Annotated in this window: 21 protein-coding genes; 13 read left to right on the top strand and 8 right to left on the bottom strand. The window is 71.1% G+C overall.

The features are described 5' to 3' along the window. Positions 1-513 precede the first annotated feature (513 nt). From ACFWVC_RS30165 to ACFWVC_RS30120, 10 genes are all read left to right on the top strand, one after another. Positions 514-864 carry a DUF1508 domain-containing protein gene (locus ACFWVC_RS30165; protein WP_384294227.1) on the top strand — a complete coding sequence of 117 codons (351 nt, stop codon included), beginning with the start codon at positions 514-516 and terminating at the stop codon, positions 862-864. Positions 865-1,042: 178 nt separating this feature from the next. Continuing rightward, positions 1,043-1,984: a phosphate ABC transporter permease subunit PstC gene (gene pstC / locus ACFWVC_RS30160; RefSeq protein WP_384294224.1), complete on the top strand. Its 942-nt coding sequence runs from the start codon at positions 1,043-1,045 to the stop codon at positions 1,982-1,984. Between the two features lie 14 nt (positions 1,985-1,998). After that, positions 1,999-3,294 (top strand): phosphate ABC transporter permease PstA, encoded by a 1,296-nt coding sequence (gene pstA, locus ACFWVC_RS30155; protein WP_384294219.1) that lies wholly within the window; start codon positions 1,999-2,001, stop codon positions 3,292-3,294. Then, on the top strand, positions 3,294-5,060 hold the full coding sequence (gene pstS, locus ACFWVC_RS30150; protein ID WP_384294213.1) for a phosphate ABC transporter substrate-binding protein PstS: 1,767 nt from the start codon (positions 3,294-3,296) through the stop codon (positions 5,058-5,060). The genes pstA and pstS overlap by 1 nt, the downstream gene beginning before the upstream one ends. Then, positions 5,057-7,531: a hypothetical protein gene (locus ACFWVC_RS30145; RefSeq protein WP_384294210.1), complete on the top strand. Its 2,475-nt coding sequence runs from the start codon at positions 5,057-5,059 to the stop codon at positions 7,529-7,531. The genes pstS and ACFWVC_RS30145 overlap by 4 nt, the downstream gene beginning before the upstream one ends. A 168-nt stretch (positions 7,532-7,699) precedes the next feature. After that, positions 7,700-8,788 (top strand): hypothetical protein, encoded by a 1,089-nt coding sequence (locus ACFWVC_RS30140; RefSeq protein WP_384294206.1) that lies wholly within the window; start codon positions 7,700-7,702, stop codon positions 8,786-8,788. A gap of 137 nt (positions 8,789-8,925) precedes the next feature. Beyond that, positions 8,926-10,398, top strand: coding sequence for an Ig-like domain-containing protein (locus ACFWVC_RS30135; RefSeq protein ID WP_384294200.1), 1,473 nt, complete (start codon positions 8,926-8,928; stop codon positions 10,396-10,398). Positions 10,399-10,487: 89 nt separating this feature from the next. Next, complete coding sequence (locus tag ACFWVC_RS30130; RefSeq protein WP_384294196.1) at positions 10,488-11,423, top strand: sortase; 936 nt, start codon at positions 10,488-10,490, stop codon at positions 11,421-11,423. Between the two features lie 29 nt (positions 11,424-11,452). Next, on the top strand, positions 11,453-12,310 hold the full coding sequence (locus tag ACFWVC_RS30125; RefSeq protein ID WP_384294192.1) for a phosphate ABC transporter ATP-binding protein: 858 nt from the start codon (positions 11,453-11,455) through the stop codon (positions 12,308-12,310). 53 nt (positions 12,311-12,363) lie between these two features. Beyond that, positions 12,364-13,173 carry a hypothetical protein gene (locus tag ACFWVC_RS30120; RefSeq protein WP_384294187.1) on the top strand — a complete coding sequence of 270 codons (810 nt, stop codon included), beginning with the start codon at positions 12,364-12,366 and terminating at the stop codon, positions 13,171-13,173. Positions 13,174-13,212: 39 nt separating this feature from the next. Here the strand turns inward: ACFWVC_RS30120 and ACFWVC_RS30115 are convergent, their stop codons facing one another. The 3 genes from ACFWVC_RS30115 to ACFWVC_RS30105 form a co-directional block, all read right to left on the bottom strand. Next, on the bottom strand, positions 13,213-14,919 hold the full coding sequence (locus ACFWVC_RS30115; RefSeq protein WP_384294182.1) for a phospho-sugar mutase: 1,707 nt from the start codon (positions 14,917-14,919) through the stop codon (positions 13,213-13,215). 234 nt (positions 14,920-15,153) lie between these two features. Further along, positions 15,154-15,987 (bottom strand): purine-nucleoside phosphorylase, encoded by an 834-nt coding sequence (locus ACFWVC_RS30110; protein WP_384294176.1) that lies wholly within the window; start codon positions 15,985-15,987, stop codon positions 15,154-15,156. Between the two features lie 194 nt (positions 15,988-16,181). Continuing rightward, a complete protein-coding gene (locus tag ACFWVC_RS30105) occupies positions 16,182-16,619 on the bottom strand; it encodes a gamma-glutamylcyclotransferase (protein WP_384294170.1) in 438 nt (145 codons plus the stop codon). Between the two features lie 94 nt (positions 16,620-16,713). On the opposite strand from ACFWVC_RS30105, the gene ACFWVC_RS30100 reads away from it, so the two are divergent. Next, a complete protein-coding gene (locus ACFWVC_RS30100) occupies positions 16,714-18,162 on the top strand; it encodes an NAD(P)H-quinone dehydrogenase (RefSeq protein ID WP_384294164.1) in 1,449 nt (482 codons plus the stop codon). Between the two features lie 155 nt (positions 18,163-18,317). Further along, positions 18,318-19,316 (top strand): DeoR/GlpR family DNA-binding transcription regulator, encoded by a 999-nt coding sequence (locus ACFWVC_RS30095; RefSeq protein ID WP_384294279.1) that lies wholly within the window; start codon positions 18,318-18,320, stop codon positions 19,314-19,316. 82 nt (positions 19,317-19,398) lie between these two features. Here ACFWVC_RS30095 and ACFWVC_RS30090 read toward each other — a convergent pair whose 3' ends face one another. Beyond that, positions 19,399-21,171 carry an acetyl/propionyl/methylcrotonyl-CoA carboxylase subunit alpha gene (locus ACFWVC_RS30090; RefSeq protein WP_384294158.1) on the bottom strand — a complete coding sequence of 591 codons (1,773 nt, stop codon included), beginning with the start codon at positions 21,169-21,171 and terminating at the stop codon, positions 19,399-19,401. 375 nt (positions 21,172-21,546) lie between these two features. On the opposite strand from ACFWVC_RS30090, the gene ACFWVC_RS30085 reads away from it, so the two are divergent. Further along, on the top strand, positions 21,547-22,014 hold the full coding sequence (locus ACFWVC_RS30085; RefSeq protein WP_384294152.1) for a hypothetical protein: 468 nt from the start codon (positions 21,547-21,549) through the stop codon (positions 22,012-22,014). An 18-nt stretch (positions 22,015-22,032) separates the two neighbouring features. Here the strand turns inward: ACFWVC_RS30085 and ACFWVC_RS30080 are convergent, their stop codons facing one another. The 4 genes from ACFWVC_RS30080 to ACFWVC_RS30065 form a co-directional block, all read right to left on the bottom strand. Then, positions 22,033-22,659 carry a Maf family protein gene (locus ACFWVC_RS30080; protein ID WP_384294147.1) on the bottom strand — a complete coding sequence of 209 codons (627 nt, stop codon included), beginning with the start codon at positions 22,657-22,659 and terminating at the stop codon, positions 22,033-22,035. Between the two features lie 5 nt (positions 22,660-22,664). Further along, complete coding sequence (gene mmpB / locus ACFWVC_RS30075) at positions 22,665-22,796, bottom strand: morphogenic membrane protein MmpB (protein WP_384294141.1); 132 nt, start codon at positions 22,794-22,796, stop codon at positions 22,665-22,667. 85 nt (positions 22,797-22,881) lie between these two features. Further along, positions 22,882-23,085, bottom strand: a complete 204-nt coding sequence (locus tag ACFWVC_RS30070; RefSeq protein WP_384294276.1) for an acyl-CoA carboxylase epsilon subunit — start codon at positions 23,083-23,085, stop codon at positions 22,882-22,884. A gap of 17 nt (positions 23,086-23,102) precedes the next feature. After that, complete coding sequence (locus tag ACFWVC_RS30065; RefSeq protein WP_384294133.1) at positions 23,103-24,692, bottom strand: acyl-CoA carboxylase subunit beta; 1,590 nt, start codon at positions 24,690-24,692, stop codon at positions 23,103-23,105. Positions 24,693-24,747 lie beyond the last annotated feature (55 nt).

Below are 24,747 nucleotides of genomic sequence, written 5' to 3'. Positions count from 1 at the left end.
CTGCCAATCTCCCCCTGGCAGACTCGAATTGACGTGTGCAGCGTACTCATGCTGTGGAGATTTTGGAACGCTCTCTTCGAAAGAGCGAAGTGGGCGGCCGTTGATTTCATCCCGGGGGAAACAATGCGGAATATCGGTTGCGCCGATTTCCCGGGAAACCGAAGGAGAAACACAATCCGAATTTCAGTCGACCCGGCGGCCACGGGCCGCACCGTCGTGTCGCCGGCCCGCCGGAGCGGCCCGCCCGGTGAACGGCCGGCGGTGCGGTGATGGCCTGCCGGTGAGGACCTCTTGTCTGTGGAGTTCCTGTGAGTCCACCGGGTGAACGAGGGGCAACTTCCCCGCGAAGCATGGCGCGTGCAGCCAACCGGCACGACCACAGTGCACTCTTGCCTGATTACCCTGCGTGTGCTGCATGAGCGCTCAACCATGAACAGCGCATGCAACGTTTCCTGACATCAGGCAACAGGGGTGGGGATGGCGGCACTTAGAGGGGGCGCGGCCCTACCGGGCATGCGCTGCCAGATAGACATCGAAGCGGACGGCTCCTACTCGTGGCGGCTCACCGCGTCGAACGGCCGGGTCATCGCCGTGGCGGCGACCGTGTACGAAGACTACGGCGCGTGCCGTGCGGCGTTCGAGCAACTGTGTGCGGAAGCCGAGCGCTTACCCGGCGAGCTGCATCATTCCGCCGAAGGCAACGGCTGGGTCTGGCGGATGCGTGATACCAGTGGCCGGTCCGTGGCCGTGGCCTCCCGCGCCTACGAGCGGCACTCGACGTGCCGGACGGCATACGACCGTTTCCGCGCGGTCCTGACCGAACTCGGCTCGGGGCGGACGGCTTTGTGGGACGACGCGGACTGAGGTGAAATCCACACACGGCTGTTGCCGGAAGTTGCCCCTAGGGGCTGTCTCGTTCACATTCGTGTGCGCGGGTGTCCACCGCACCCCAGAAGTGTCGTAGCACGTGACGACGCGAATATCCGAACGGCCAGTGGCTCCGGCGCCTCGACCGCCGAGACGCCTGTACCCGGACCCAGGCATGTCCGACCGCGTGTTCAGGGGCATCCTGCGCGGTGGCGGCGCCTTCGTCCTCGCGATCATGCTGCTCGTCGGCGGCTTCCTGACCTACCGGGCCTGGCAGGCGTTGTCGGTCGCGAAGTGGTCCTTCATCACCACTCAGGCGTGGGAGCCGGAGGCTCACAACTTCGGCATCGCGGCGGTGCTCGTCGGTACGGTGCTCATCGCCACCGTCGCCATCGTGTTCGCGGTGCCGCTCGCACTCGGTACCGCGCTCTACATCTCCGAGTTCGCCCCGCCGCGGATCCGCCAGACCCTCATCAGTGTCGTCGACCTGATGGCCGCCGTGCCGTCGGTGGTCTACGGCCTGTGGGGTCTGTTCTTCTACCAGGGGCACGTGGTCACCGTCTCGCGCTGGATCTCCACCTACTTCGGCTGGATCCCGGCCTTCGCGGTGGACGGCGCCGATCCGAACGACCCGCTGGCCACCGCGACCGTCTACACCTCCTCCACCTTCATCGCGGGCATGGTCGTCGCCCTGATGGTCGCGCCGATCACCTGCTCGGTGATGCGGGAGGTCTTCTCGCAGGCGCCGGTCGGCGAGCGGGAGGGGGCATACGCGCTCGGCGCGAACCGCTGGGGCATGATCCGCAGCGTCGTGCTGCCCTTCGGCAAGGGCGGCATGATCGGCGGCACCATGCTGGGCCTGGGCCGGGCACTCGGCGAGACCATCGCCGTGTACATGATCATCTCGCCGGTCTTCGCGATCCAGCCGCACATCCTGCAGAACGGCGCCAACTCGGTCTCCTCCCTGATCGCCCTGCGCTACGGCGAGGCGACCCCGTTCGGCATGTCGGCGCTGATGGCCGCCGGCCTCGCGCTCTTCCTGATGACCCTCGTCGTCAACTTCGCCGCGTCGTCGATCGTCGCCCGCAGCCGTTCCGGCGCGGCGAGCGACTCCTGAGGAGACCGAGCCCGATGACCGTCACCGCTGCACAGAGCCAGAAGGCCGGGCAGGGCCCACACCCCGCGCCGGACCCCGCGGGTCCGCCGAAGGGTTCCGGCCCGGGCACCAACCTGCCCGGACGCCGGACCGGCGACCGCGCGACGCGCGGCGAGTCGCGCCGGAACCTGTCGACCCTGCGTGCCACCGACGCGTACGCGATGGTGGGCGCCGGCGCCGCGTCCATCGCCGTCACGTGGCTGCTGTACGACCGGCTGCTGCCCTTCAACGGCGCGCTGGGCTTCATCGTCATCGCCTACGCGCTCTTCATCGGCATCTACGCGCTGACGGTCTCCTTCGACGAGGACGGTCCCGCGGTCCGCGACCGGGTGGCCGCCGCGGTCGTCCAGAGTCTCGGTCTGGTGATGCTGACCGCCTTGGCCTTCGTCGTCGTCTTCACCCTGTTCGAGGGCCGCAAGGCGCTGCCGCACCTGAACTTCTACACCCAGTCGATGGCCGACGCAGGTCCGCTGGAACCGCTCGACGTCGGCGGCATCCTGCACGCGATCGTCGGCACGCTCTGGCAGATCGGCATCGCCCTGGTGATCTGCATCCCGGCCGGGCTGGTGTGCGCGGTCTTCCTCAACGAGATCCCGGGCGCCTTCAGCAGGTTCGTCCGCACCATCGTCGAGGCGATGACCGCGCTGCCGTCCATCGTCGCCGGCCTGTTCATCTACGCCATGTTCATCCTGGGGCTGGGCTTCGACCAGTCCGGTCTCGCCGCCGCGCTCGCCATCTCCGTGATGATGCTGCCGATCATCATCCGCGCTTCGGACGTGGTCATCCGGCTGACCCCCGGCACGCTGCGTGAGGCGTCCTACGCGCTCGGCACCTCGCGGTGGCGCACCGTCTGGCACGTGGTGCTGCCCACCTCCCGGTCCGGGCTGACCACGGCGGTCATCCTGGGTACGGCGCGCGGCGTGGGCGAGACCTCGCCGGTCCTGCTGACCGCCGGTTTCACCGCGGAGCTCAACACCAATCCGCTCCACGACCCGATGGTGTCGCTGCCGCTCGCCGCCTTCGAACTCGTCAAGTCCCCCGAGCCCACCTACATCGCCCGCGGCTTCGGCACCGCCGCGGTGCTTCTGGTGCTGGTGCTCGTCCTGTTCGTCATGGCCCGCATCTTCGGCGGCCGCGGTCCGGGGAAGCTGACGCGTCGTCAGGAGCATCGCGCGGTCAGGGCCTCGCACCGTGACGCCCGGCGCTTCGCGCCGTCCGCAGCAGCAGAACAGTCGCCAGTCCGTCCCGCACCGACGAGGAGCACTCCGTGATGCCCGCACCCGTCCGTCGTACGCGCGCCCTGCGCGCGTACCAGGCACTCGCGCTGTTCGTCGCCGTGGTCTGCTCGCTGCTGGCGGTCCGGCCGCCGGGGGCCGTCGCGGCTTCCTACACGAAGATCAGCGGATCCGGCTCGACATGGAGCGCCAACGCCATCGAGCAATGGCGCCGCAACGTCCGCCAGCAGGGCATGACCGTGAACTACGCGTCGGTCGGCTCCACGGTCGGCCGGAGCCAGTTCGCGTCCGGGACATCCGACTTCGGCGTGTCCGAGATTCCCTACGGCCTCACCGACCTGGGCCAGCAGGACCCCCCGCCGGCGCGCAAGTACGCCTACATGCCGATCGTGGCCGGTGGTACGTCGTTCATGTACAACCTGAAGATCGGCGGCAGGCAGGTCACCAACCTCCGGCTGTCCGGGGATGTCATCAGCAAGATCTTCACCGGCAAGCTCACCATGTGGAACTCGCCGGAGATCCGGGCCGACAACCCCGAACTGAACCTTCCGGCCCGGCGTATCGTCCCGGTCGTCCGCTCCGACGGCTCCGGCACCACGGCGCAGTTCACCCTCTGGATGTCCAAGGAGCACTCCGGTCCGTGGAACGACTACTGCCGCCGGGCCGGCAAGACACCGCCCTGCGGCCTGACGTCGTACTTCCCGAACATCCCCGGTTCCGGGTTCGTCTCCCAGTCGGGGTCCCTCGGCGTCGCGGGCTACACCAGGCAACCCCAGGCCGAAGGCGCCATCACCTACGTCGAGTACTCGTACGCCAGGAACGCGGGCTTCCCGGTGGTCAAGGTGCTCAACAAGGCCGGCTACTACGTCGAGCCGACCGCGTCCAGCGTGGCCGTCGCCCTCACCAAGGCCGAGATCAACAACGACCCGCGCTCCGCGAACTACCTGACGCAGCAGCTGGACAACGTGTACCGGTACGGCGACGACCGCACCTACCCGCTGTCCAGCTACAGCTACATGATCATCCCGACCAAGGAGGAGATGGGCTTCACCCAGGCCAAGGGCAGGACGCTGAGCGCCTTCAACAACTACTTCCTGTGTGAGGGCCAGCAGCTCGCGGACCGGCTCGGCTACTCACCGCTGCCGCGGAACCTGGTGGAGGCCGCCATGGCCCAGACGAAGAAGATCCCCGGCGCCGTGGCGAACACCATCGACATCAACAAATGCAACAACCCGACGTTCTCGGGTGGCAGGAACACCCTGATCCTCAACGCCCCGCACCCGAAGGCGTGCGACAGGAAGGGCCCCGAACAGTGTGCCGACGGCACCGCCGGCGCCCAGCAGCCCACCGTGCCGAGCGGCGGCTCCGCCGGCAGCTCCGGCACGGGGGGCTCCGGATCGACGGGAACGTCCGGCGGTACGGGATCGACCGGCGGCACCGGTTCCACGGGATCGACGGGCGGCACCGGATCGACGGGTTCGACGGGCGGTACCGGTGCCTCAGGATCGACGGGGGGCACCGCGGGCACCGGTGGCGCGACCGGTGACCCCGGCGCCGCCGCGGGCGGCACGAGCGGTGGGGCCGTGCTCGATCCCGACACCGGCCAGCTCGTCAGCACCAGCCAGAGCGGCGACACCTCCGTCGTCGCCAGCCCGGTCTCGCTCGGCTCGGACGACGCCCTCGGATGGCGCACCGCCCTGATGGCACTGTCGGCCACGCTGCTCCTCGGTGTCGTCGTCGGACCACCGCTCGTCGCCCGGGTGATGGCCAACCGGGCCCGGCGCAACGGCGGTGCGGCATGAGGACCGCACTGAACCGGCCCCGGCCGCGTGTTCTCCTGGCCGTCGGATCGCTGCTGGCCGCCCTCGTGGTGGCCCTGCTCCCGCTGCCGCCGGCCACCACTGCCGCCGCGGCGGCGGACACCGGCGCGGAGTCCTCCGCGGTGACGAAGACGGGGACCAAGGGCGAGTACGACGACTTCTCCCACCTGAAGGTGACCGTCCACCAGACAAGGAACCTGCGCTCCCAGGGCGTGCGGATCAGCTGGGAAGGCGGGGCGCCGACACAGCCGGAGACCCAGTTCAATGTCAACTTCCTGCAGATCATGCAGTGCTGGGGCGACGATCCGGCCGGTCCCACGCGAGAGCAGTGCGAATTCGGCGCCACGGGAATTCCGCTTCCAGGCATCATGACCAGCAGCCGGCGGGTCGCCAGCACCGGGTCCGGCGTCGGCGATCCCGGGGAGACGCAGTACACCGGCACGAACAACTTCGTCCCCTTCCGTCCCGTCGACGGGTCGCCCACCACGTCCTCCACGGACTACACGTACTTCGGGCCGTTGGACACCAACGAGCAGATAGCCAGCCGCATCTTCGCCAACGGCACGGGTGAAGTGGGATTCGAAGTGCAGGACGGCAGCCAGGCCGACCACCTCGGCTGCGGCGTGAACACGGCGCCGCCCGGCGGTGCCGTCACTCCGCGTTCCTGCTGGCTGGTCGTCGTGCCGCGCGGCACTCACGACGCGGACGGCAGTGACAGGGGCGCGGGCGGCAAGCTCGACACCTCGCCGCTGTCCGCGACGAACTGGGCCCAGCGGATGGTCTTCCGCCTGGACTTCCAGCCGATCGCCTCGTTCTGCCGGGTGGGCCAGGCGGAACGACCCATATCGGGTTCCGAACTGGCGGACGACGCGGTCGCGTCGTGGGGGCCGAAGTTGTGCTCGTCCACGGGGAACACGTTCGTCTTCAACCGGGAGGACGAGGAGAGTGCCAGGGGCGAGGTACTGAGCACGACGACGGAGACGCCCGGGCTCGGCGTCACCGTCGACCCGGTTGTCCGGCCGGGAGGCGGACCATCCGTCGTGCACGCTCCGGTGGCGTTGTCCGGTCTGGCGTTCGCCTTCTTCATAGAAGGCCCTTCCGGTGTGGTGCACGAAATGAATCTGACGCCGCGGCTCGTGGCCAAGATGCTCACTCATTCCTATGTGCGAGACGTACCGTGGGCCATCCCCGTTCCGGAACATGTGAAAGGGAATCCGGATTACTACACCCAGGACCCGGAATTCGAAGAACTGAACCCGGAATTCCCTGAGCAGGTCACGCCCATGAGCCTCATCGTTCCGCAGGGGAATTCCGACACCGCGCGCATGATCTGGAACTGGCTCCAGGCGGACAAGGACGCCCGGGACTTCCTTGCCGGAAAGGAAGATCCCTGGGGAACGAGGTTGAACCCCTATTTCAAGGACCTGGGCCTGGACACGGCCCTGAACAACTTCCCCAAGGTGGATGAGACTCGCGCCCCGGCCGTGGCCGGACTCCCGCCGAACCCGCCCGACTACGGAATTATCGATCTTGCCCCGTACGTGGCCGACCTGCACGACGGCGCCCTGCGTACGCGCCGGGGCCACAACGGCCGAACCATCCAGCAGGATGTGGGCTCTTCCACCAACCCCAGGGGTCTCAAGGCCGACGACATCTTCCCGGGCCATCATGCCGTGATGGCGATCGTCGATGCCGCGTCGGCGGAGCGTTACGGGCTGTCGACAGCGGCCTTGCGCAATGCGGACGGAAACTTCGTGCAGCCCTCGGTCGGCACGCTGCAGGCAGGCGTCGATGCCATGCGACCGTGGCCGGACAACTCTGCCGTGCTGAAGCCCGATCCGGCGCGAGCCAAGGGCCAGGCGTACCCGTTGGCCGCGGTGACCTACGCCGCCGCTTCGGTGAACCAGGACGCGCAGGCCCGCAAGGCGTACGCGGATTTCATCAGGTTCGCCGCGGGTCCGGGTCAGACGCCGGGGCGGTCGGCAGGCGAACTTCCGCCCGGCTACGCGCCGTTGTCGATGAAGCTCCGCCGGCAGGCCGAGGCTGCCGCCGACGCCCTGGAACGAGGAGCGCCCGCGGACGGCCCTTCGACCGGTGGGCCGGCACCGGGCGATCCCGGGGGCGGTGACTCGGGCGGTCTCGCATCCGGGGGCGACACCGGGGGGACCTCCTCCGGTACGGGCGCCGGCGGAGCGTCCTCGGGCGGAACGGGAGGCGACACCGGTGGCACCGGCGGCGACCCCAGTGCCGAGCCGTCGAATTCATCCGCCGCCCCGCCCGGATCCGCGCCTCCTTCCGTCATGCCGCAGCAGAATGTCGCCCAATCCGGGATTACCCCCGGCGAAGCCCTCGGAGTGATCCGCTGGGTCCTTCTCGCCGTTCTCGTTCTCGGTGGGGCAGCAGCGCTGTCGGGTCCGGTGTTTCTTCGTTTCGCGCGACGGCGAACTCCCTAGGAGACGCCTAGGAGGCTTGCTCGTAACCTTTTCCTCCATGGGAATTGGTGGCCGCCGCATTGAAAACTTGGAAGCGTATGCGGTGGCCGGCCGACGGGTCGGCAGCACGGAAATCCGGATTCAGCTTGAACGTCCAGTCTTCGAAATCCCGAAACAAGGAGTTCTGAAGTGAACGTCAAGTCTCGCGCCAAGGCCGGCGCCGCGATCCTCGGCGCCGCGGCGCTCGGCGTCGGCATCCTGGCCGCCCCCGCGTCCGCGGACGGCCCCGTCCGTCAGCTGGCGGGTGTCGGCTCGGACACCACGCAGTACGTCATGAACGGCCTGGCCAACGGCACCGTCGTCGTGAACGCCGGCGGCGCGAACTACGTCACGTCGTGGGACGCCGTCGCCCAGACGGGCGCCGCCGACCCGTTCACCACCAAGGACCAGGCGACGACCCCCGGATGCACGTTCACCCGCGCGGAGGCGAACGGCTCCTCGAACGGCATCAAGCTGCTGAACGCCGACATCGCGAACGGGGGGAGCGTCTGCCTCGACTTCGCCCGCTCCTCGCGTCAGCCGAACGACACCACCAACGCGGACCTCACCTGGATCCCGTTCGCCAAGGACGCGGTCACCTACGCCACCGACCTGGGCAGCACCATCGGGTCCCAGGCGCCCGGCACCGCGGGTGTCCCGACTCTGACGACGGCGCAGCTGCAGCAGATCTACACCACGTGCAAGTACACGGATGCCGCGGGCGCCGTGCACACGGTGCAGCCGCTGCTGCCGCAGGCCGGCTCCGGTACCCGGACGTACTGGCTGTCGTCCATCGGAGTCACCGAGGCGCAGATCACCGCGGCCAAGGCGAGCTGCGGCCTCGTCGACAACGTTCAGGAGCACAACGGTACGGCGATCACCAACCTCAACCAGATCATGCCGTACTCCGTCGCCCAGTGGATCGCCCAGGGCAAGAGCCTCCCGGGCGTCCCGAACCGTCGCGGTGAGTCGCGTCTGCGCAGCATCGGGGGTGTGGCACCCACCACCGGCTCCGGCAGCGCGCTCGCGCTCAACCCGAGCTTCGTCTTCACCCGTGACGTCTACAACGTCGTCCAGACCTCCAGGCTCAACGAGGCCGCGATCGACGAGGCGTTCGTGGTGAAGGCGGCCGTCCCGGGAGACACGGCGGATGTCTGCCAGGACACGAGCACCATCACGACCTACGGCTTCGCCACCATCCCCAACTGCGGTGCGACCACCCTCACGGGCAAGAGCTGATCCGTGATCGTCGTCTGATCCTCGCGTGACGGCCGGGCACCCTCCAGGTGCCCGGCCCCACGTGCTGTCGCCCTGTCCGTCCATCAACCGTCCCCCGGGGGGCAATCGCAATGACAGTGCTCCATCCCTTACGAAGAGTGGCCGCGATCGCGGCCGCCTGCGCCGTGCTCGCCCTGGGCCTCGTGACCCTGGTCGCATCCCAGTCCCAGCCTGCCCGGGCGGCGTCCATCGGGACTTTCACCATGGCGCCCAGCGGCAAGTTGAGCGATCCGGAGCCGCTTGGCAGCACCATCGGAATTCCTGCTGCGTGCCCTGACTACGTCATCGACGACGGAAGCGGCAACGTGATCAGCTTCCCCTTCAATTGGGGCCTTTTCCTCAATGTCGTCAAGGACGGCACAGAGGTACGCGCGATTGACGGCATCTACAATGACGCGGATCGGCCCTACGACGCGCCGAAGACGATCTCGCTGGCCGCGGCGGACAACCCCGATCTGGCTGTCCACGACCTGTCGCAGATCTTCAGCGGTGACGGCACCTATGAGCTTCGACTGCAATGCATGGACGATTTCTCGGGCACCCACCCGGACTCGCCCTACTGGACCCAGAAGATCACCGTCACCGGTGACGACTGGGCGGTCGGAGAGGGTGCCACGGCCGTCAGTGTCGCGATACCGGAGTACAGCCCCAGCCAGCCCGAGCCGGGCCAGGAGATAACGCTCACGGCGAAGGTCACGCCGGCGGAGGCAGTCGGCACGGTGACTTTCCTGGACGGTGAGACACCGCTGAACCAGACCCCGGTCCCGGTCGCCGAGGGGAAGGCCGAGTTCAAGACGTCGACGCTGTCCGACGGAAACCACTCGATCACCGCCCGGTTCACTCCGGCGAACCCCGCCGAGTGGGGAGCCTCCGAGTCCCAGCCCGTCAGACTGGCCGTGCAGTTGCTGAGGGCCGAGCTGCTGGACGCCTCGGGCAACCGGCTGTCCCCGGGCTCGGAGTTGCAGCGTGGTCAGGCGGTCAAGCTGATCGTCCGGGGATGCGTGCCCGACGCGTCGTACGCATTGGACATGTACATGGCTGCCGGCAGGGTCGATGTCGAGATCCCTGACGTCAAGGCCGACGCCGGCGGAGCGGTGACCTGGGACGCTCTCACGGTTCCCGGGGACGCGGTCGCCAGCGACCTCTACAGGTGGGAATGGTCGCCGAGTTGTGACGCGACTTCCAGGGCGATGACTTTCACCGTCCCCGAGCCGCCGTCCGGGTCTCCGAGCCCCACCGGCTCCACGACGCCCACCGACGACCCGACCGACGACCCCTCCGACACCCCGTCGCCCACGGACTCCGCGACGGACACGTCCGGCACGACGTCCGGAACCAGTGGCGGCGACACCGCCGGTGACTCCGGCGGCAGCGGTGACACCGGGGGTACCGGCACCACCGGCGGCTCCGGCACCGGGGGGAACTCCCCTCAGGGCGGCCTCGCCTCCACCGGCGGCCAGATCGCGCTGTTCTCCGGCGTGGGCGCCGTCGTCCTGGTCGCGGCCGGTTTCGCCTTCGTACGGCTCGGCGGCCGCAGGAAGCTGCTGACCTTCGGCGCACCCCGCTCGTAACGGCCCGCGGAGCACGGGCGGCGGGCCCCCACCCCGCCGCCCGCGCCTCCGTTTCTCCACCCCACACCTCTGCACAGGGAGCGCACCCCGTGACCACGCTGTCCCCGCCCCCGCCTCCGCCCCTGCCCGCTGTGGCGCCGGCGCCTCCGCGCCCGCCGGACGCCGGGCCGCCGCCCACCCGCCCCGGTTTCGCGTTCGCCGGGGTGGCGCTGTGCGTGCTCGCCGCCCTGCTGTTCGGCTTCGCCGCCAACCTCACCCTCCTGGGCAACCTGCAGCACGCCCGCGACCAGCGGACGGCGTACGACGAGCTGCGTCGACAACTCGCCCTCGGCACCGCGCCGGTGGGCCAGCGGACTTTCGACGGCAAGCGGCTCGAACCCGGCGCCCCCGTCGCCCTGTTGCGTATTCCGGCACTCGACCTCGACGAGGTCGTCGAGGAGGGCACCACCTCCGGCGTGCTGATGTCCGGCCCCGGACACCGCCGCGACACCCCGCTGCCGGGCCAGGCGGGCACCAGCGTGGTCATGGGCCGCCAGTGGGGGTACGGCGGCCCGTTCAACGATCTGCACCGACTGGTCCCCGGTACCGCCATCGAGCTGACCACCGGGCAGGGCACAGCCCGCTACGAGGTCACCGCCATCCGCCGCGCGGGCGACCCGCTGCCGCCCGTCCTCGAACAGGGCCGGGGCCGGCTCACCCTCATCACCGCCGAGGGCCCGGCCTACACGCCCTCCGGCGTCCTCCGCGTCGACGCCGACCTGGTCGGCGACGTACAGCCCAACCCGCCGCGTCCACTGGCCGCCGGCTGGATCGAGGGCTCCGAGCAGGCCCTGGGCCGCGAGAACTCGGTCTGGCTCTCGGTCTTCCTGTGGTCCCTGGGGCTGCTCGCCGCGGCGCTGCTCACCACCTGGGCCCATCGCGCGTGGGGACGCTGGCAGACCTGGATCGCCGGGGTGCCCGTACTGGTCGCGCTCGGCCTCGCCGTCTCCGGCGCCGCCGCCCGTCTGCTGCCCAACCTGCTCTGACCGACCCCTGACCGACTGGGAGCCACGACATGTCCGACCCCACCGACACGCTCGTCGGAGAAACACTGCGCATCCCCGCGGTCGCCGCCCCGGCGGTCGCGGCGAGTGGCAGCCCGGCCACCCTGGAGGCCGACGCGATCTCCGCCTGGTTCGGCGACCACAAGGTTCTGGACGAGGTGTCACTCACCATGCCCGCCCACCAGGTCACCGCGCTCATCGGCCCGTCCGGCTGTGGCAAGTCCACCTTCCTGCGGATCCTCAACCGCATGCACGAGCTGGTCGGCTCCGCGTCGCTGGCCGGCCGGGTGCTGCTCGACGGCGACGACATCTACGACCGCGGGCGCCGCATCACCCTGGCCCGCCGCCAGATCGGCATGGTCTTCCAGAAGCCCAACCCCTTCCCGGCGATGTCGATCTACGACAACGTGGTCGCCGGCCTGAAGATGGGCGGCATCAAGGCCGGCCGCCAGGACAAGGACGCGCTTGTCGAGGAGTGCCTGACCAAAGCCGGTCTCTGGAAGGAGGTCAGGGACCGCCTCCGGCAGCCCGGCGGCGCCCTGTCCGGCGGCCAGCAGCAGCGCCTGTGCATCGCGCGCTCGCTGGCCGTACGGCCGCGGGTGCTGCTGATGGACGAGCCGTGCTCCGCCCTGGACCCGACCTCCACGCGGCGCATCGAGGAGACGATCCACGAGCTGTCCCACGAGGTCACCATCGTCATCGTCACGCACAACATGCAGCAGGCCGCGCGCGTCTCCGACCAGTGCGCGTTCTTCCTGGCCGAGCAGGGCACCCCTGGCGTCATCGTCGAACACGGCGACACGGACGCGATGTTCGGCAGCCCGCAGGACCCGCGCACGACGGATTACGTCAACGGCCGCTTCGGGTAGGCAGCTTGTGTCCGGTGCCGCCCCGTACGACCGACGACGAACGGAGGCGTGGGATGAGAGGCATCCGTGCCGCCGTGGCCGTCCTGGGCCTGCTCGCGTCCGCGTCCGCGGCCGTCGCCGGCTGCGGCGGCCCCGGCACGGCCGGCGAACCGCTCGCGGGCCCGGAGCCGGCCCCCGTCGCGAGCCCCGGGCACGGGAGGGCGGCCGGGGGCGTGCCCGCGCCGCCACCGGCGTCCGCGTCACCGGCGGCGCCGGCCGCACCGGGGGTGGCCGTCGCCCCCCGGCGTACCCCGAGGGCACCGGCCCGGACCCGCCCCGCGGCCTCGCCGTCCCCCCGCGGGACCACCGCTTCGCCGTGGCCGAGGCACCCGGACCTGTCGCGTACAGCCGCCCCGTCCGTTTCCCCGCGCCCGCGCACCGCGCCCACCAGGCCCTCGTCCTCGCCGCAGCCGCCGACGCAGCCGTCCTCCTCGGCGCCGTCCGCCCCGCCGCCGGACGGGACCACCACCCTCCGCATCGGCACGTGGACGGCCCAGGTCGTCCGCGGCGACCAGGAGACCGTGGACGCGTGCCGCGACGCCGTCCAGTGGGACGGTCCCGACCTCGGCACCGAGAACGGCTACGCCATGAACACCGCCGTCGTCGTGGGGCACGACTACTGCGGCTTCCAGCGGTTCGCCACCCTGCCGATCGGCACGGCCGTCACCGCCACCACCCCGCGCGGCACCTTCACCTACCGCGTCTACGCCCACCACATCGAGCCCGGCCGCGGCACCCCCTCCCACGGCCTCTACTGGGGCGACCTGACCCTGCAGTCTTGCGTCGGCCCGAACACGGGCTTCAGCTACCTGGCCCGCGAGTGAGCGGCGCGGGGGGTGGGGCGGGGAATCAGGGCGAGGCCGTCAGATGCCCGCGGCGGCCGCGAGGTCGGTCTTGAGGGCGGCCAGGACCTCGGCGGCCCTGGTGCGGGTGGCCGCGAGCGTGTCGGCGCCGCCAGGGACCGGGAGGACGGCCTCCAGGTAGCACTTGAGCTTGGGCTCGGTCCCGCTGGGGCGGACGATGACGCGGGCCGCCTCGACGGGGCCGGCGCCGGCCAGGTGGTAGCGCAGGCCGTCGGTCGGGGGCAGGTCCTCGGTGCCCTGGGTGAGGTCCTCGGCGGTCGTCACGGCCAGCCCTGCCAGCGAGGTGGGCGGCCGCTCCCGCAGCCGGGTCATGGCGTCGCCGATCACGCTCAGGTCGGCGACCCGCACCGAGAGCTGGTCGGTGGCGTGCAGGCCGTACTCCAGGGCGATGTCGTCCAGGAGGTCGGAGAGCGTGCGGCCCTTGGCCTTGAGCTCGGCGGCCAGTTCGGCGACGGCCAGGGCCGCGCTGATGCCGTCCTTGTCGCGGACGCCCCCGGGGTCCACGCAGTAGCCGAGCGCCTCCTCGTAGCCGTAGCGCAGGCCCTCCACCCGGGAGATCCACTTGAAGCCGGTCAGGGTGTCGGCGTAGTCCAGGCCCGCACGGGCGGCGATGCGGGACAGCAGCGAGGAGGAGACGATGCTCGCCGCGAAGGTGCCGGTGGCGCGCTGGTGGACCAGATGGGTGGCGAGCAGGGCGCCGACCTCGTCGCCGCGCAGCATCCGCCAGCCGGCCTCGGCGCCGCGGTCCGGGACGGCGACGGCGCAGCGGTCGGCGTCGGGGTCGTTGGCGATGATGATGTCGGGCCCGAACTCCCGTGCGGCGGCGAAGGACAGGTCCATCGCCCCCGGCTCCTCGGGGTTGGGGAAGGCGACGGTCGGGAAGTCCGCGTCGGGCTCGGCCTGTTCGGCGACGACGTGCGGGGCGGCGAAACCGGCCCGCGCGAAGGCGGCGGTCAGTACATCGCGGCCGACCCCGTGCAGGGGGGTGTAGACCACGGACAGGTCCCGCGGGGAGTGCCGGTCCACCACCGAGGCGACGCGCTCCAAGTAGGCCTCGACCACCTCGTCGCCGTACACGTGCCGGCCCTCGTCGGCCAGCGGCACACCGGAGAGCGGGCCGATCGCGGCGATCTCGGCGGCGATGCCGGAGTCGGCCGGCGGCACGATCTGCGAACCGTCGCCGAGGTAGACCTTGTAGCCGTTGTCCTGGGGCGGGTTGTGGCTCGCGGTCACCATGACGCCCGCGGCCGCGCCGAGGTGGCGTACGGCGAAGGCGAGCACGGGTGTGGGCAGCGGCCGGGACAGCAGGGCGGCGCGCAGCCCGGCGCCCGCCATCACGGCGGCGGTGTCGCGCGCGAAGTCGTACGACTTGTGGCGGGCGTCGTAGCCGACGACGACCAGTCCGTCGCCCTGGCCCTGCGCCTTCAGGTACGCGGCCAGGCCCGCCGCCGCCCGGATGACGACCGAGCGGTTCATCCGCATCGGGCCCGCGCCGATCGCGCCGCGCAGGCCGGCGGTGCCGAACTGCAAGGTGCCCGCGAACCGGTCCGCCAGGTCGTCCGCCGCGTCCCGGTCGCCGGCCTCGGCGGCGGCGAGCAGCGCCTCCAGCTCGCCCCGGGTGTCCGGGTCGGGGTCCTCGGCCAGCCAGGTACGGGCCTGCCGGATCAGGTCCGCGTTGTTGCCGGCGCCTGCGCTTGCGCTTGCCACGTGATGCTCCTGCGATGTCTCGGTCGTCGGTGCCGCCTCCGCCGCGCGGTGGCCGGTCTCGGGGCCGGGCCGCCTGCTGCCGCGTGGGGCGGGCGTGCCGTGACCCGTCCGGCGGTCGGCGGCCGGGTGGGGGCGGCGCGTGCCGGGGGGCCGTGGGTTACCGGGGTTACCTCCCCGCGCCCGCCGGTTCCCTAACCAGATGGGCCAGATGGGCCAGGCGGCCCGGCCGGAGGGTCAGATCCGCTCCAGCACCTGGGCGAGGAGGGCCCCCATGCGCTCGGCCGAGTCGCGTCCGGCCTCCAGGACCTCCTCGTGGTTCAGGGGTTCGCCGGTCATGCCCGCGGCCAGGTTGGTGACCAGGGAGATGCCGAGCACCTCGGCGCCCGCCTCGCGGGCCGCGATGGCCTCCAGCGTGGTGGACATGCCGACCAGGTCGCCGCCGATGGTGCGGACCATGTTGATCTCGGCCGGCGTCTCGTAGTGCGGGCCGGGGAGCTGGACGTAGACGCCCTCCTCCAGGGAGGGGTCGACCTCCTTGCACAGCGCGCGCAGCCGCGGCGAGTACAGGTCGGTGAGGTCCACGAAGTTGGCGCCCACGATCGGCGAGGTGGCCGTCATGTTGATGTGGTCGCTGATCAGCACGGCCTGGCCGGGCCGGTAGGTGGGGCGCAGCCCGCCGCAGCCATTGGTGAGCACGACGGTCTTGCAGCCGGCGGCGACGGCGGTGCGCACGCCGTGCACCACGGTGGCCACGCCGTGGCCCTCGTAGAAGTGGTTGCGGCCGAGGAAGACCAGGGCGCGCCGGTCGCCGATCCGCACGGAGCGCACCTTGCCGGAGTGGCCGGCGACGGCCGGCGGCGGGAAGCCCGGCAGGTCGGTGATCGCGAACTCGTACTCGGCCTCGCCGAGCCGGTCGGCGGCCGGCACCCAGCCGGAGCCCATCACCAGGACGACGTCGTGGGTCTCGTCGCCGGTGAGCTCGCGCAGGCGGGCGGCTGCCTGCGTGGCGGCGGCGTACGGGTCGCCCAGCGGGGTGCGGGCTGCGTTGGAATGTGCGGAAGAGTTCACGCCGATGAGGGTAGCCGGTTATCTCCTACGCGCGTAGACGTCTCAGGTCACGGTCTGCGCAACTTCGGAGGATCCGACGATTGACGGTCCCATTGTGACCCCTGGGGCGTCCGATGGTGAGCGCTTTCCCCATGGACCGCCGAGTGTTCATCTCCGCTGGTCTCCGCGACCGGCTCCGCCGCGCGCTCCGGCGGTCAGCAGGGGCGCTTGCGCAGTTCCATGACGTAGTCGTGCGGCGCGCCCGCGGACTCCGCCGCGTCGGCCAGCTCGCCGAGGTAGCGGGCGGAGGGGAGGCCGCCCTCGTAGTCGTTGAGCACGTAGAGCCACGCCGAGACGTCGCCGTCCAGGGTGTGCGCGCGGACCTGGTGGCGGCGGTAGATGCCGAGCGGCACGCCCTCCCAGCGGTCCAGCGACTCGTCGTCGACCGGCGCGATGTCGTAGAGACCGACGAAGACCTGGTGCAGCGGGTCCTCCACAAGAGTGGCGATCGCGCCCTCCCAGCCCATCTGCTCGCCGCCGAAGGTCAGGCGCCAGCCGTCGAGCCAGCCGGTTCCGCGCAGCGGCGAGTGCGGGGCGCGGCGGGTCATCAGCCGCGCGTCGAGGTTGCCGGCGTACGCGGCGTAGAGCGACATGGTGACGAGAGTACGACAGTGGGACCCCGCCCACCCGACCACGACGGCCGGGCCGCCGGGACCCCGTAGGTGATCACTTGGCGCGTGCGGGACAATGGGGTACGTGACTCGGATCGTGATCATCGGTGGCGGACCCGGCGGATATGAAGCGGCCCTCGTGGCCAGCCAGCTGGGCGCGGAGGTGACCGTCGTCGACTGCGACGGTCTGGGCGGGGCGTCGGTGCTGACCGACTGCGTACCGTCGAAGACCCTGATCGCGACGGCCGAGGTGATGACGACCTTCGACTCCTCGTACGAGGAGCTGGGCATCATCGTGGCGGACGACACGCCGCACGTCGAGCAGGCGGCCCGGGTGGTCGGCGTCGACCTCGGCAAGGTCAACCGCCGTGTGAAACGTCTCGCACTCGCCCAGTCGCACGACATCGCCGCCTCCGTCACCCGCGCCGGCGCCCGCGTCCTGCGCGGCCGCGGCCGGCTCGACGGCATGCAGGCCATCGACGGCTCCCGCCAGGTCGTCGTCCAGGCCGCCGACGGCACGACCGAGACCCTCACCGCGGACGCCGTGCTCATCGCCACCGGCGGCCGTCCCCGCGAGCTCCCCGACGCGCTGCCGGACGGCGAGCGCATCCTGAACTGGACGCAGGTGTACGACCTGGACGAGCTCCCCGAGGAGCTCATCGTGGTCGGCTCCGGCGTGACCGGCGCCGAGTTCGCCGGCGCGTACCAGGCGCTCGGCTCCAAGGTGACGCTCGTCTCCTCCCGCGACCGCGTGCTGCCCGGCGAGGACCCGGACGCCGCCGCCGTCCTGGAGGACGTCTTCCGGCGCCGCGGCATGAACGTCATGGCCCGCTCCCGCGCCGAGTCCGCCAAGCGGGTGGGCGACCGCGTGGAGGTCACCCTCTCCGACGGCCGGGTCATCACCGGCAGCCACTGCCTCATGGCCGTCGGCGCCATACCGAACAGCTCCGACATGGGCCTGGAGGGCGCGGGCGTCAAGGTCAAGGATTCCGGTCACATCTGGACCGACAAGGTCTCCCGCACCTCGGCCCCGGGCGTGTACGCGGCCGGTGACGTCACGGGCATCTTCGCGCTCGCGTCGGTCGCCGCCATGCAGGGCCGGATCGCGATGTACCACTTCCTCGGCGAGACGGTCGGCCCGCTGAACCTCAAGGCCGTCTCCTCGAACGTCTTCACCGATCCCGAGATCGCGACCGTCGGCTACACGCAGGCCGACGTCGACGCCGGCATCATCGACGCCCGCGCCGTGAAGCTGCCGCTGCTGCGCAACCCGCGCGCGAAGATGCAGGGCATCCGGGACGGCTTCGTGAAGCTCTTCTGCCGTCCGGGCACCGGGATCGTGGTCGGCGGCGTGGTCGTCTCGCCGCGCGCGAGCGAGCTGATCCACCCCATCTCGATCGCGGTCGACAACAATCTGACCGTGGAGCAGATGGCGAACACCTTCACGGTCTACCCGTCGCTGTCGGGCTCGATCGCCGAAGCCGCACGGCAGTTGGCGACCCGGAAGGCCTCGGGAGAGCTGTAACCGCCTGCTGCGGGGTCGCAGCTTTCCGTATAGCACGCGACGTCCGACTTCACGAACAACTTCTGTTAATCGGTGCAAACTGCTGATAGCAGACGGTCATTGGCGTTACTGTCAGTTTCGTGTTCGCAGCAGAACGTCGCCAATTGATCCTCGAAATGGTGCGCGCCAACGGAGCGGTTTCCCTCCGTGAGCTCGCCCGCGTCGTCCAGACCTCGGAAGTGACCGTACGGCGTGACGTGCGGGCGCTGGAGGCAGAAGGACTGCTCGACCGCCGGCACGGCGGTGCGGTGCTGCCGGGGGGCTTCACCAGGGAGTCCGGCTTTCCGCAGAAATCCCATCTATCGACCGCGGAGAAAACGGCGATCGCCGATCTCGCGGCCGGTCTCGTCGAGGAGGGCGAGGCCATCGTCGTCGGTGCCGGTACCACCACCCAGGAGCTGGCACGCCGGCTCGCCCGGGTGCCGGGGCTGACCGTCGTGACCAATTCCCTGCTCGTGGCGCAGGCGTTGGCGCATGCCAACCGGGTCGAGGTCGTCATGACCGGCGGCACGCTCCGCGGGTCCAACTACGCGCTGGTCGGCAGCGGTGCCGAGCAGTCCCTGCAAGGGCTGCGGGTGTCCCGGGCGTTCCTGTCCGGGGCCGGTCTCACCGCCGAACGCGGCCTGTCCACGTCCAACATGCTCTCCGCGAGCGTCGACCGGGCGCTGGTCCAGGCGGCCGCGGAGGTCGTGGTGCTGGCCGACCACACCAAGCTGGGCACGGACACCATGTTCCAGACGGTGCCGACGGACCTGATCACCCATCTGGTCACCGACGCGCCGCCCGCGGGCGACGATCGCGCCGCGACCGAGCTCCAGGCGCTGGCCGACCGCGGTGTGCAGGTCGCGGTGGCGTCGACCGACGGTGTGGACGGCGGGATGCCCCACGGGCGGCAGCGGCGGGAGATGCCGCCCGTGCCGGGCCCCCGCCGCCACCAGCACCCGCAGCCGGGCTACTCCGGCGGCAGCGCGGCCCCACCCGGTGAGCCGCGCGCCCGGGCCGCCGGCCAGTCGGCCGGAGGCGTGGCGGGCAGCATGTCCCCGCTGCGCACCGCCCAACTGGCCGGGGAGCAGCAGGCCGCGCGGATCGCGGACCTGGCACCACGGCGCCGCTGACCACCGCGGGCCCCGGCCGATCCTCGGCCGGGGCCCGCGTGCGGTGCCCTATGTGCGGTGCTGTGTCGTCAGGAGAAGCGGATCAGTCCTTGATCTCGCAGATCAGCGCACCGGAGGAGACGGAGGAGCCGACCTCGGCGGTCAGGCCCTTGACGGTGCCGGAGCGGTGCGCGTTGAGCGGCTGCTCCATCTTCATCGCCTCCAGGACGACGACCAGGTCGCCCTCCTTGACCTCCTGGCCCTCCTCGACGGCCACCTTCACGATGGTGCCCTGCATCGGCGAGGCGAGGCTGTCGCCCGAGGCGGCGGAGCCGGCCTTCTTCGCGGCGCGACGCTTGGGGCGGGCGCCGCCCGCGGCCGCCGTACGGGCCAGGGTCATGCCCAGCGAGGCCGGGAGGGAGACCTCCAGGCGCTTGCCGCCGACCTCGACCACGACGGTCTCACGGCCCGACTCGTCGGACTCCTCACCGTCGAGGGCGGCGGTGAAGGGCGGGATCTCGTTGACGAACTCCGTCTCGATCCACCGGGTGTGGACCGTGAACGGACCCTTCTCGCCGTGCACCTCGGGCCCGAACGCCGGGTCGGCGACCACCGCGCGGTGGAACGGGATGGCGGTGGCCATGCCCTCGACCTGGAACTCCGCCAGGGCGCGGGCGGCGCGCTGCAGCGCCTGCTGCCGGGTGGCGCCGGTGACGATCAGCTTGGCCAGCAGCGAGTCCCAGGCGGGACCGATGACACTGCCGGCCTCCACGCCCGCGTCCAGGCGCACGCCCGGGCCGGACGGCGCGTCGAACCGGGTGACGGTGCCGGGGGCCGGCAGGAAGTTGCGGCCCGGGTCCTCGCCGTTGATGCGGAACTCGAAGGAGTGACCGCGCATCGGCGGGTCGTCGTAGCCGAGCTTCTCGCCGTCGGCGATCCGGAACATCTCGCGGACCAGGTCGATGCCGGTGACCTCCTCGGTGACCGGGTGCTCGACCTGGAGGCGGGTGTTGACCTCGAGGAAGGAGATCGTGCCGTCGGTGCCGACCAGGAACTCGCAGGTGCCCGCGCCGACGTAGCCGGCCTCCGTGAGGATGGCCTTGGAGGCGCGGTAGAGCTGCGCGTTCTGCTCGGGGGTCAGGAAGGGCGCGGGGGCCTCCTCCACGAGCTTCTGGTGGCGGCGCTGCAGCGAGCAGTCACGGGTGGAGACGACGACCACGTTGCCGTGCTGGTCGGCCAGGCACTGGGTCTCCACGTGCCGGGGCTTGTCCAGGTAGCGCTCGACGAAGCACTCGCCGCGACCGAAGGCGGCGACCGCCTCGCGCACCGCGGAGTCGTAGAGCTCGGGGATCTCCTCCAGCGTGCGGGCGACCTTCAGGCCGCGTCCGCCGCCGCCGAAGGCGGCCTTGATGGCGATCGGCAGGCCGTGCTCACGCGCGAAGGCGACGACCTCGTCGGACCCGGAGACCGGGTCGGGCGTGCCGGCCACCAGCGGCGCGCCGGCGCGCTGCGCGATGTGCCGGGCGGCGACCTTGTCACCCAGGTCGCGGATCGCCTGCGGCGGCGGGCCGATCCAGGTCAGGCCCGCGTCGATGACCGCCTGCGCGAAGTCGGCGTTCTCCGACAGAAAGCCGTACCCCGGGTGGACGGCGTCCGCCCCGGCTTCGGCGGCGGCCGCCAGCACCTTGGAGATGTCCAGGTAACTGGTGGCCGGAGTGTCACCGCCCAGCGCGTACGCCTCATCGGCCACGCGCACATGCAGCGCGTCCCGGTCCGGCTCCGCGTAGACGGCCACACTGGCGATCCCGGCATCCCGGCAGGCACGGGCGACGCGGACTGCGATTTCACCGCGGTTGGCGATGAGGACCTTGCGCACGATGGCTCCCTCCTTGAAACAAGCAGAGTTTAGGTACTGGCGACACTTCGTGCCGAGGCACCCCTGGGGGTGAGCTTGCCCACACGGAGGGTGACACGAGTCCCCGCGGGGGGCTCGGATGCCGTGGCTTCCCACGGTAAATCCCTATTCATCCCGGTGGTTAGGGCCCTGGGGTGTGGGCCGGGTCACCGGCCTCCACCGTGGCCGACGGGGCGTTGGTTTTGTGGGAACTCCACGAAGGCCCGGGGAAATCTTTGCCGGACCGGCGCCCCATACGGGTGGTGACGGCGAAACCCTTGCCGCAACTCCTACCCGTTAGTAGCGTGCGCCCTACGTGATACCGCCGGTAAGGCGGCCTGGGACAGGGGGCGCGCAGTGCGCAGGAGTGTCGCCGCGACAGCGGCCGTGGTGCTCGTCCTGGAGGCGTTCGGCTTCGCCGTCGTCAACTGGGTGATGGGCATCGCCGTGGAGCACCAGCAGATGTCCCTCGGCGGGCTGAAACCCAGTGCCATGGCGGCCGGCGCGTGGGCGGCCGGTGTGGTGATGGCGCTCTTCCTCATCGGCTGCGCGATCGTCCTCGCCCGCACCGCGATCCGGGACCGCGCCCCCGGGCGCCTCGGCCGCATCCTGCTGATCGTCTGCGCCGTCACCCACGGCGTGCTCGCCGCGGGGCTGGCCGCGCCGGTGGGCTGGGCGGCGTTCGTGGGGATGGTGGTGGTCATGGGGCTCGTGGTGCTCAGCCTGGTCCTGTACAGCGGCGGTGAGGCCCCGGCGGCCCCGGCCACCGAGAAGCCGGGCGGGAGCACGCCCCCGCCGCCTCCCGTGGCGCCCGCCGCGGCCTGACCGGGCAGCCTCAGACCCTCAGACCCAGAAGTCCGTGATGCGCAGACCGAGGTCCGCGAAGAGCCGGCGCAGCAGCGGCAGCGACAGCCCGATGACGTTGCCGGAGTCGCCCTCGATGCCGTCGATGAACGGGGCCGAGCGGCCGTCGAGCGTGAACGCCCCGGCCACCGCCAGCGGCTCGCCGGAGGCGACGTAGGCGGCGATCTCGTCGTCGTCGGGGGTGCCGAAGCGGACCGTGGTCGAGCCGGTGGCCGACACCCGCCGGCCGCCCGCGCCCAGGTCGATGACGCAGTGTCCGGTACGGAGCACGCCGGACCGGCCGCGCATGGACTTCCAGCGGGCGGTGGCGTCCTCCGCGTCCGACGGCTTGCCGAGTGCCTGGCCGTCCAGGTCCAGCACGGAGTCGCAGCCGATGACCACCTCGTCGCCGGAGAGCCCGGCGGCGACCGCGGCGGCCTTGGCCTCGGCCAGGACCAGGGCGAGTTCGGCGGGGCTGCCGGCGCTGACCGCTTCCTCGTCGACGCCGCTGACGACGACCCGCGGGTCGAGTCCGGCGTCCCTGAGCAGTCCGAGCCGCGCCGGGGAGGCGGAGGCGAGGACGAGCGGGCGGGGGCGGGCGCTGCGGCTGTCGGTCATGCCCGTCATCGTAGTCAGCAGCGCCAGGCCACCAGGGCGGTGACGACGGGGACGGCGACGGCGATCACGAGCATCGCCCGGCGCATCATCGCCTGGGCCTGCCGCATCTCCTCTGGGGGTTCGTCGGACGGGTCGGACCACAGCATCCGTCCAGGGTGCGCCGCGTGCGCCGCCCGCGCCTGAGTACGGATACTCAGGCGCGGGCGGTACGCCGCGGGTGCGGCCGGTGGCTCAGTGCGGCCAGTACGTGGCGCGCCAGGCCGCCGGCGCCGGGCGGAGCGCCCGGGAGGGCACGTTGCGCGCGGGGGCGGCCCACTCGTCGGCCTGCCGTGGGCCGTCGGCGGGCCCCGGTGCGGCCGCGGCCCGCGCCTGGACGAGGGCGACGACGGCCGCCAGTTCCTCCGGGGTCGGGTTGCCCCGTTCGACCTTGATCATCATCGTGGGCACACTCCTTACAGCGGGATGTTGCCGTGCTTCTTCGGCGGCAGGCTCTCGCGCTTGTTGCGCAGCGTCCGCAGCCCCTTCACCAGGTGCATGCGGGTCTCCGAGGGCATGATCACCGCGTCGACGTAGCCGCGTTCGGCCGCGACGTACGGGTTCAGCAGCGTGTCCTCGTACTCCCGCATCAGCTCCGCGCGCAGCGACTCCGCCTCCTCCGGCGAACCGGCCTCGGCGAGCGTGCGGCGGTGCAGGATGTTGACGGCGCCCTGGGCGCCCATGACGGCGATCTGGGCGGTCGGCCAGGCCAGGTTGAGGTCGGCGCCGAGGTGCTTGGAGCCCATGACGTCGTAGGCGCCGCCGAACGCCTTGCGCGTGATGACGGTGATCAGCGGCACGGTGGCCTCGGCGTACGCGTAGATCAGCTTGGCGCCGCGCCGGATGATGCCGTTCCACTCCTGGTCGGTGCCCGGCAGGAAGCCGGGGACGTCGACGAAGGTGATGACCGGGATGTTGAAGCTGTCGCAGGTGCGGACGAAGCGCGCGGCCTTCTCGCCGGCGTTGATGTCCAGGCAGCCGGCGAACTGCATCGGCTGGTTGGCGACCACGCCGACCGGGCTGCCCTCGACGCGGCCGAAGCCGGTGACGATGTTCGGGGCGAACAGCGCCTGCGTCTCCAGGAACTCGCCGTCGTCCAGGACGTGCTCGATGACCTTGTGCATGTCGTACGGCTGGTTCGCCGAGTCCGGGATCAGCGCGTCGAGTTCCAGGTCCTCGGCGTTGACCGTCAGTTCCGCCTCCTGGGGGTAGGCGGGCGCCTCCTGGAGGTTGTTGGACGGCAGGTAGGACAGCAGCGCCTTGACGTACTCGATGGCGTCCTTCTCGTCGCCCGCCATGTGGTGCGCGTTGCCGGAGACGGAGTTGTGCGAGCGGGCGCCGCCGAGCTCCTCGAAGCCGACGTCCTCGCCGGTGACGGTCTTGATGACGTCCGGGCCCGTGATGAACATGTGCGAGGTCTGGTCGACCATCACCACGAAGTCGGTGATGGCGGGGGAGTACACCGCTCCGCCCGCACAGGGGCCCATGATCAGCGAGATCTGCGGGATCACGCCGGAGGCGTGGGTGTTGCGGCGGAAGATCTCGCCGTACAGGCCGAGCGAGGTCACGCCCTCCTGGATGCGGGCGCCACCGGAGTCGTTGATGCCGATGACCGGGCAGCCGGTCTTCAGCGCCCAGTCCATGACCTTCACGATCTTCTCGCCGTAGACCTCGCCGAGCGCCCCGCCGAAGACGGTGAAGTCCTGCGAGAACACCGCGACGGGGCGTCCGTCGACGGTGCCGTAGCCGGTGACGACGCCGTCGCCGTAGGGGCGGTTCTTCTCCAGGCCGAAGTTGGTCGAGCGGTGTCGCGCGAGTTCGTCGAGCTCGACGAACGAGTCCTCGTCCAGCAGCAGTTCGATGCGCTCACGGGCCGTCAGCTTGCCCTTGGCGTGCTGCTTCTCCACCGCGCGCGCCGAGCCTGCGTGGGTCGCCTCCTCGGTGCGGCGGCGCAAGTCCGCGAGTTTCCCCGCGGTCGTGTGGATGTCGTACTCCGGCTCAGCCATGGGAGGCGGCTCTCCTGTTCCCGTCGGGTGGATCTGAGGGTGTGACGTGACTGGC

This window comes from Streptomyces sp. NPDC058691 (assembly GCF_042714775.1).
Classification (GTDB): domain Bacteria; phylum Actinomycetota; class Actinomycetes; order Streptomycetales; family Streptomycetaceae; genus Actinacidiphila.
This window is presented reverse-complemented; position numbering and strand designations above follow the sequence as displayed.

Coding starts and splice junctions, on each gene's coding strand:
- ACFWVC_RS30145 (WP_384294210.1), top strand. CDS start 5,057: ATGAGGACCGCACTGAACCGGCCCCGGCCGCGTGTTCTCCTGGCCGTC.
- mmpB (WP_384294141.1), bottom strand. CDS start 22,796: ATGCTGTGGTCCGACCCGTCCGACGAACCCCCAGAGGAGATGCGGCAG.
- pstS (WP_384294213.1), top strand. CDS start 3,294: ATGCCCGCACCCGTCCGTCGTACGCGCGCCCTGCGCGCGTACCAGGCA.
- ACFWVC_RS30095 (WP_384294279.1), top strand. CDS start 18,318: ATGGTGCGCGCCAACGGAGCGGTTTCCCTCCGTGAGCTCGCCCGCGTC.
- ACFWVC_RS30100 (WP_384294164.1), top strand. CDS start 16,714: ATGGGGTACGTGACTCGGATCGTGATCATCGGTGGCGGACCCGGCGGA.
- pstA (WP_384294219.1), top strand. CDS start 1,999: ATGACCGTCACCGCTGCACAGAGCCAGAAGGCCGGGCAGGGCCCACAC.
- ACFWVC_RS30165 (WP_384294227.1), top strand. CDS start 514: ATGCGCTGCCAGATAGACATCGAAGCGGACGGCTCCTACTCGTGGCGG.
- ACFWVC_RS30120 (WP_384294187.1), top strand. CDS start 12,364: ATGAGAGGCATCCGTGCCGCCGTGGCCGTCCTGGGCCTGCTCGCGTCC.
- ACFWVC_RS30080 (WP_384294147.1), bottom strand. CDS start 22,659: ATGACGGGCATGACCGACAGCCGCAGCGCCCGCCCCCGCCCGCTCGTC.
- ACFWVC_RS30070 (WP_384294276.1), bottom strand. CDS start 23,085: ATGATCAAGGTCGAACGGGGCAACCCGACCCCGGAGGAACTGGCGGCC.
- ACFWVC_RS30105 (WP_384294170.1), bottom strand. CDS start 16,619: ATGTCGCTCTACGCCGCGTACGCCGGCAACCTCGACGCGCGGCTGATG.
- ACFWVC_RS30125 (WP_384294192.1), top strand. CDS start 11,453: ATGTCCGACCCCACCGACACGCTCGTCGGAGAAACACTGCGCATCCCC.
- ACFWVC_RS30065 (WP_384294133.1), bottom strand. CDS start 24,692: ATGGCTGAGCCGGAGTACGACATCCACACGACCGCGGGGAAACTCGCG.
- pstC (WP_384294224.1), top strand. CDS start 1,043: ATGTCCGACCGCGTGTTCAGGGGCATCCTGCGCGGTGGCGGCGCCTTC.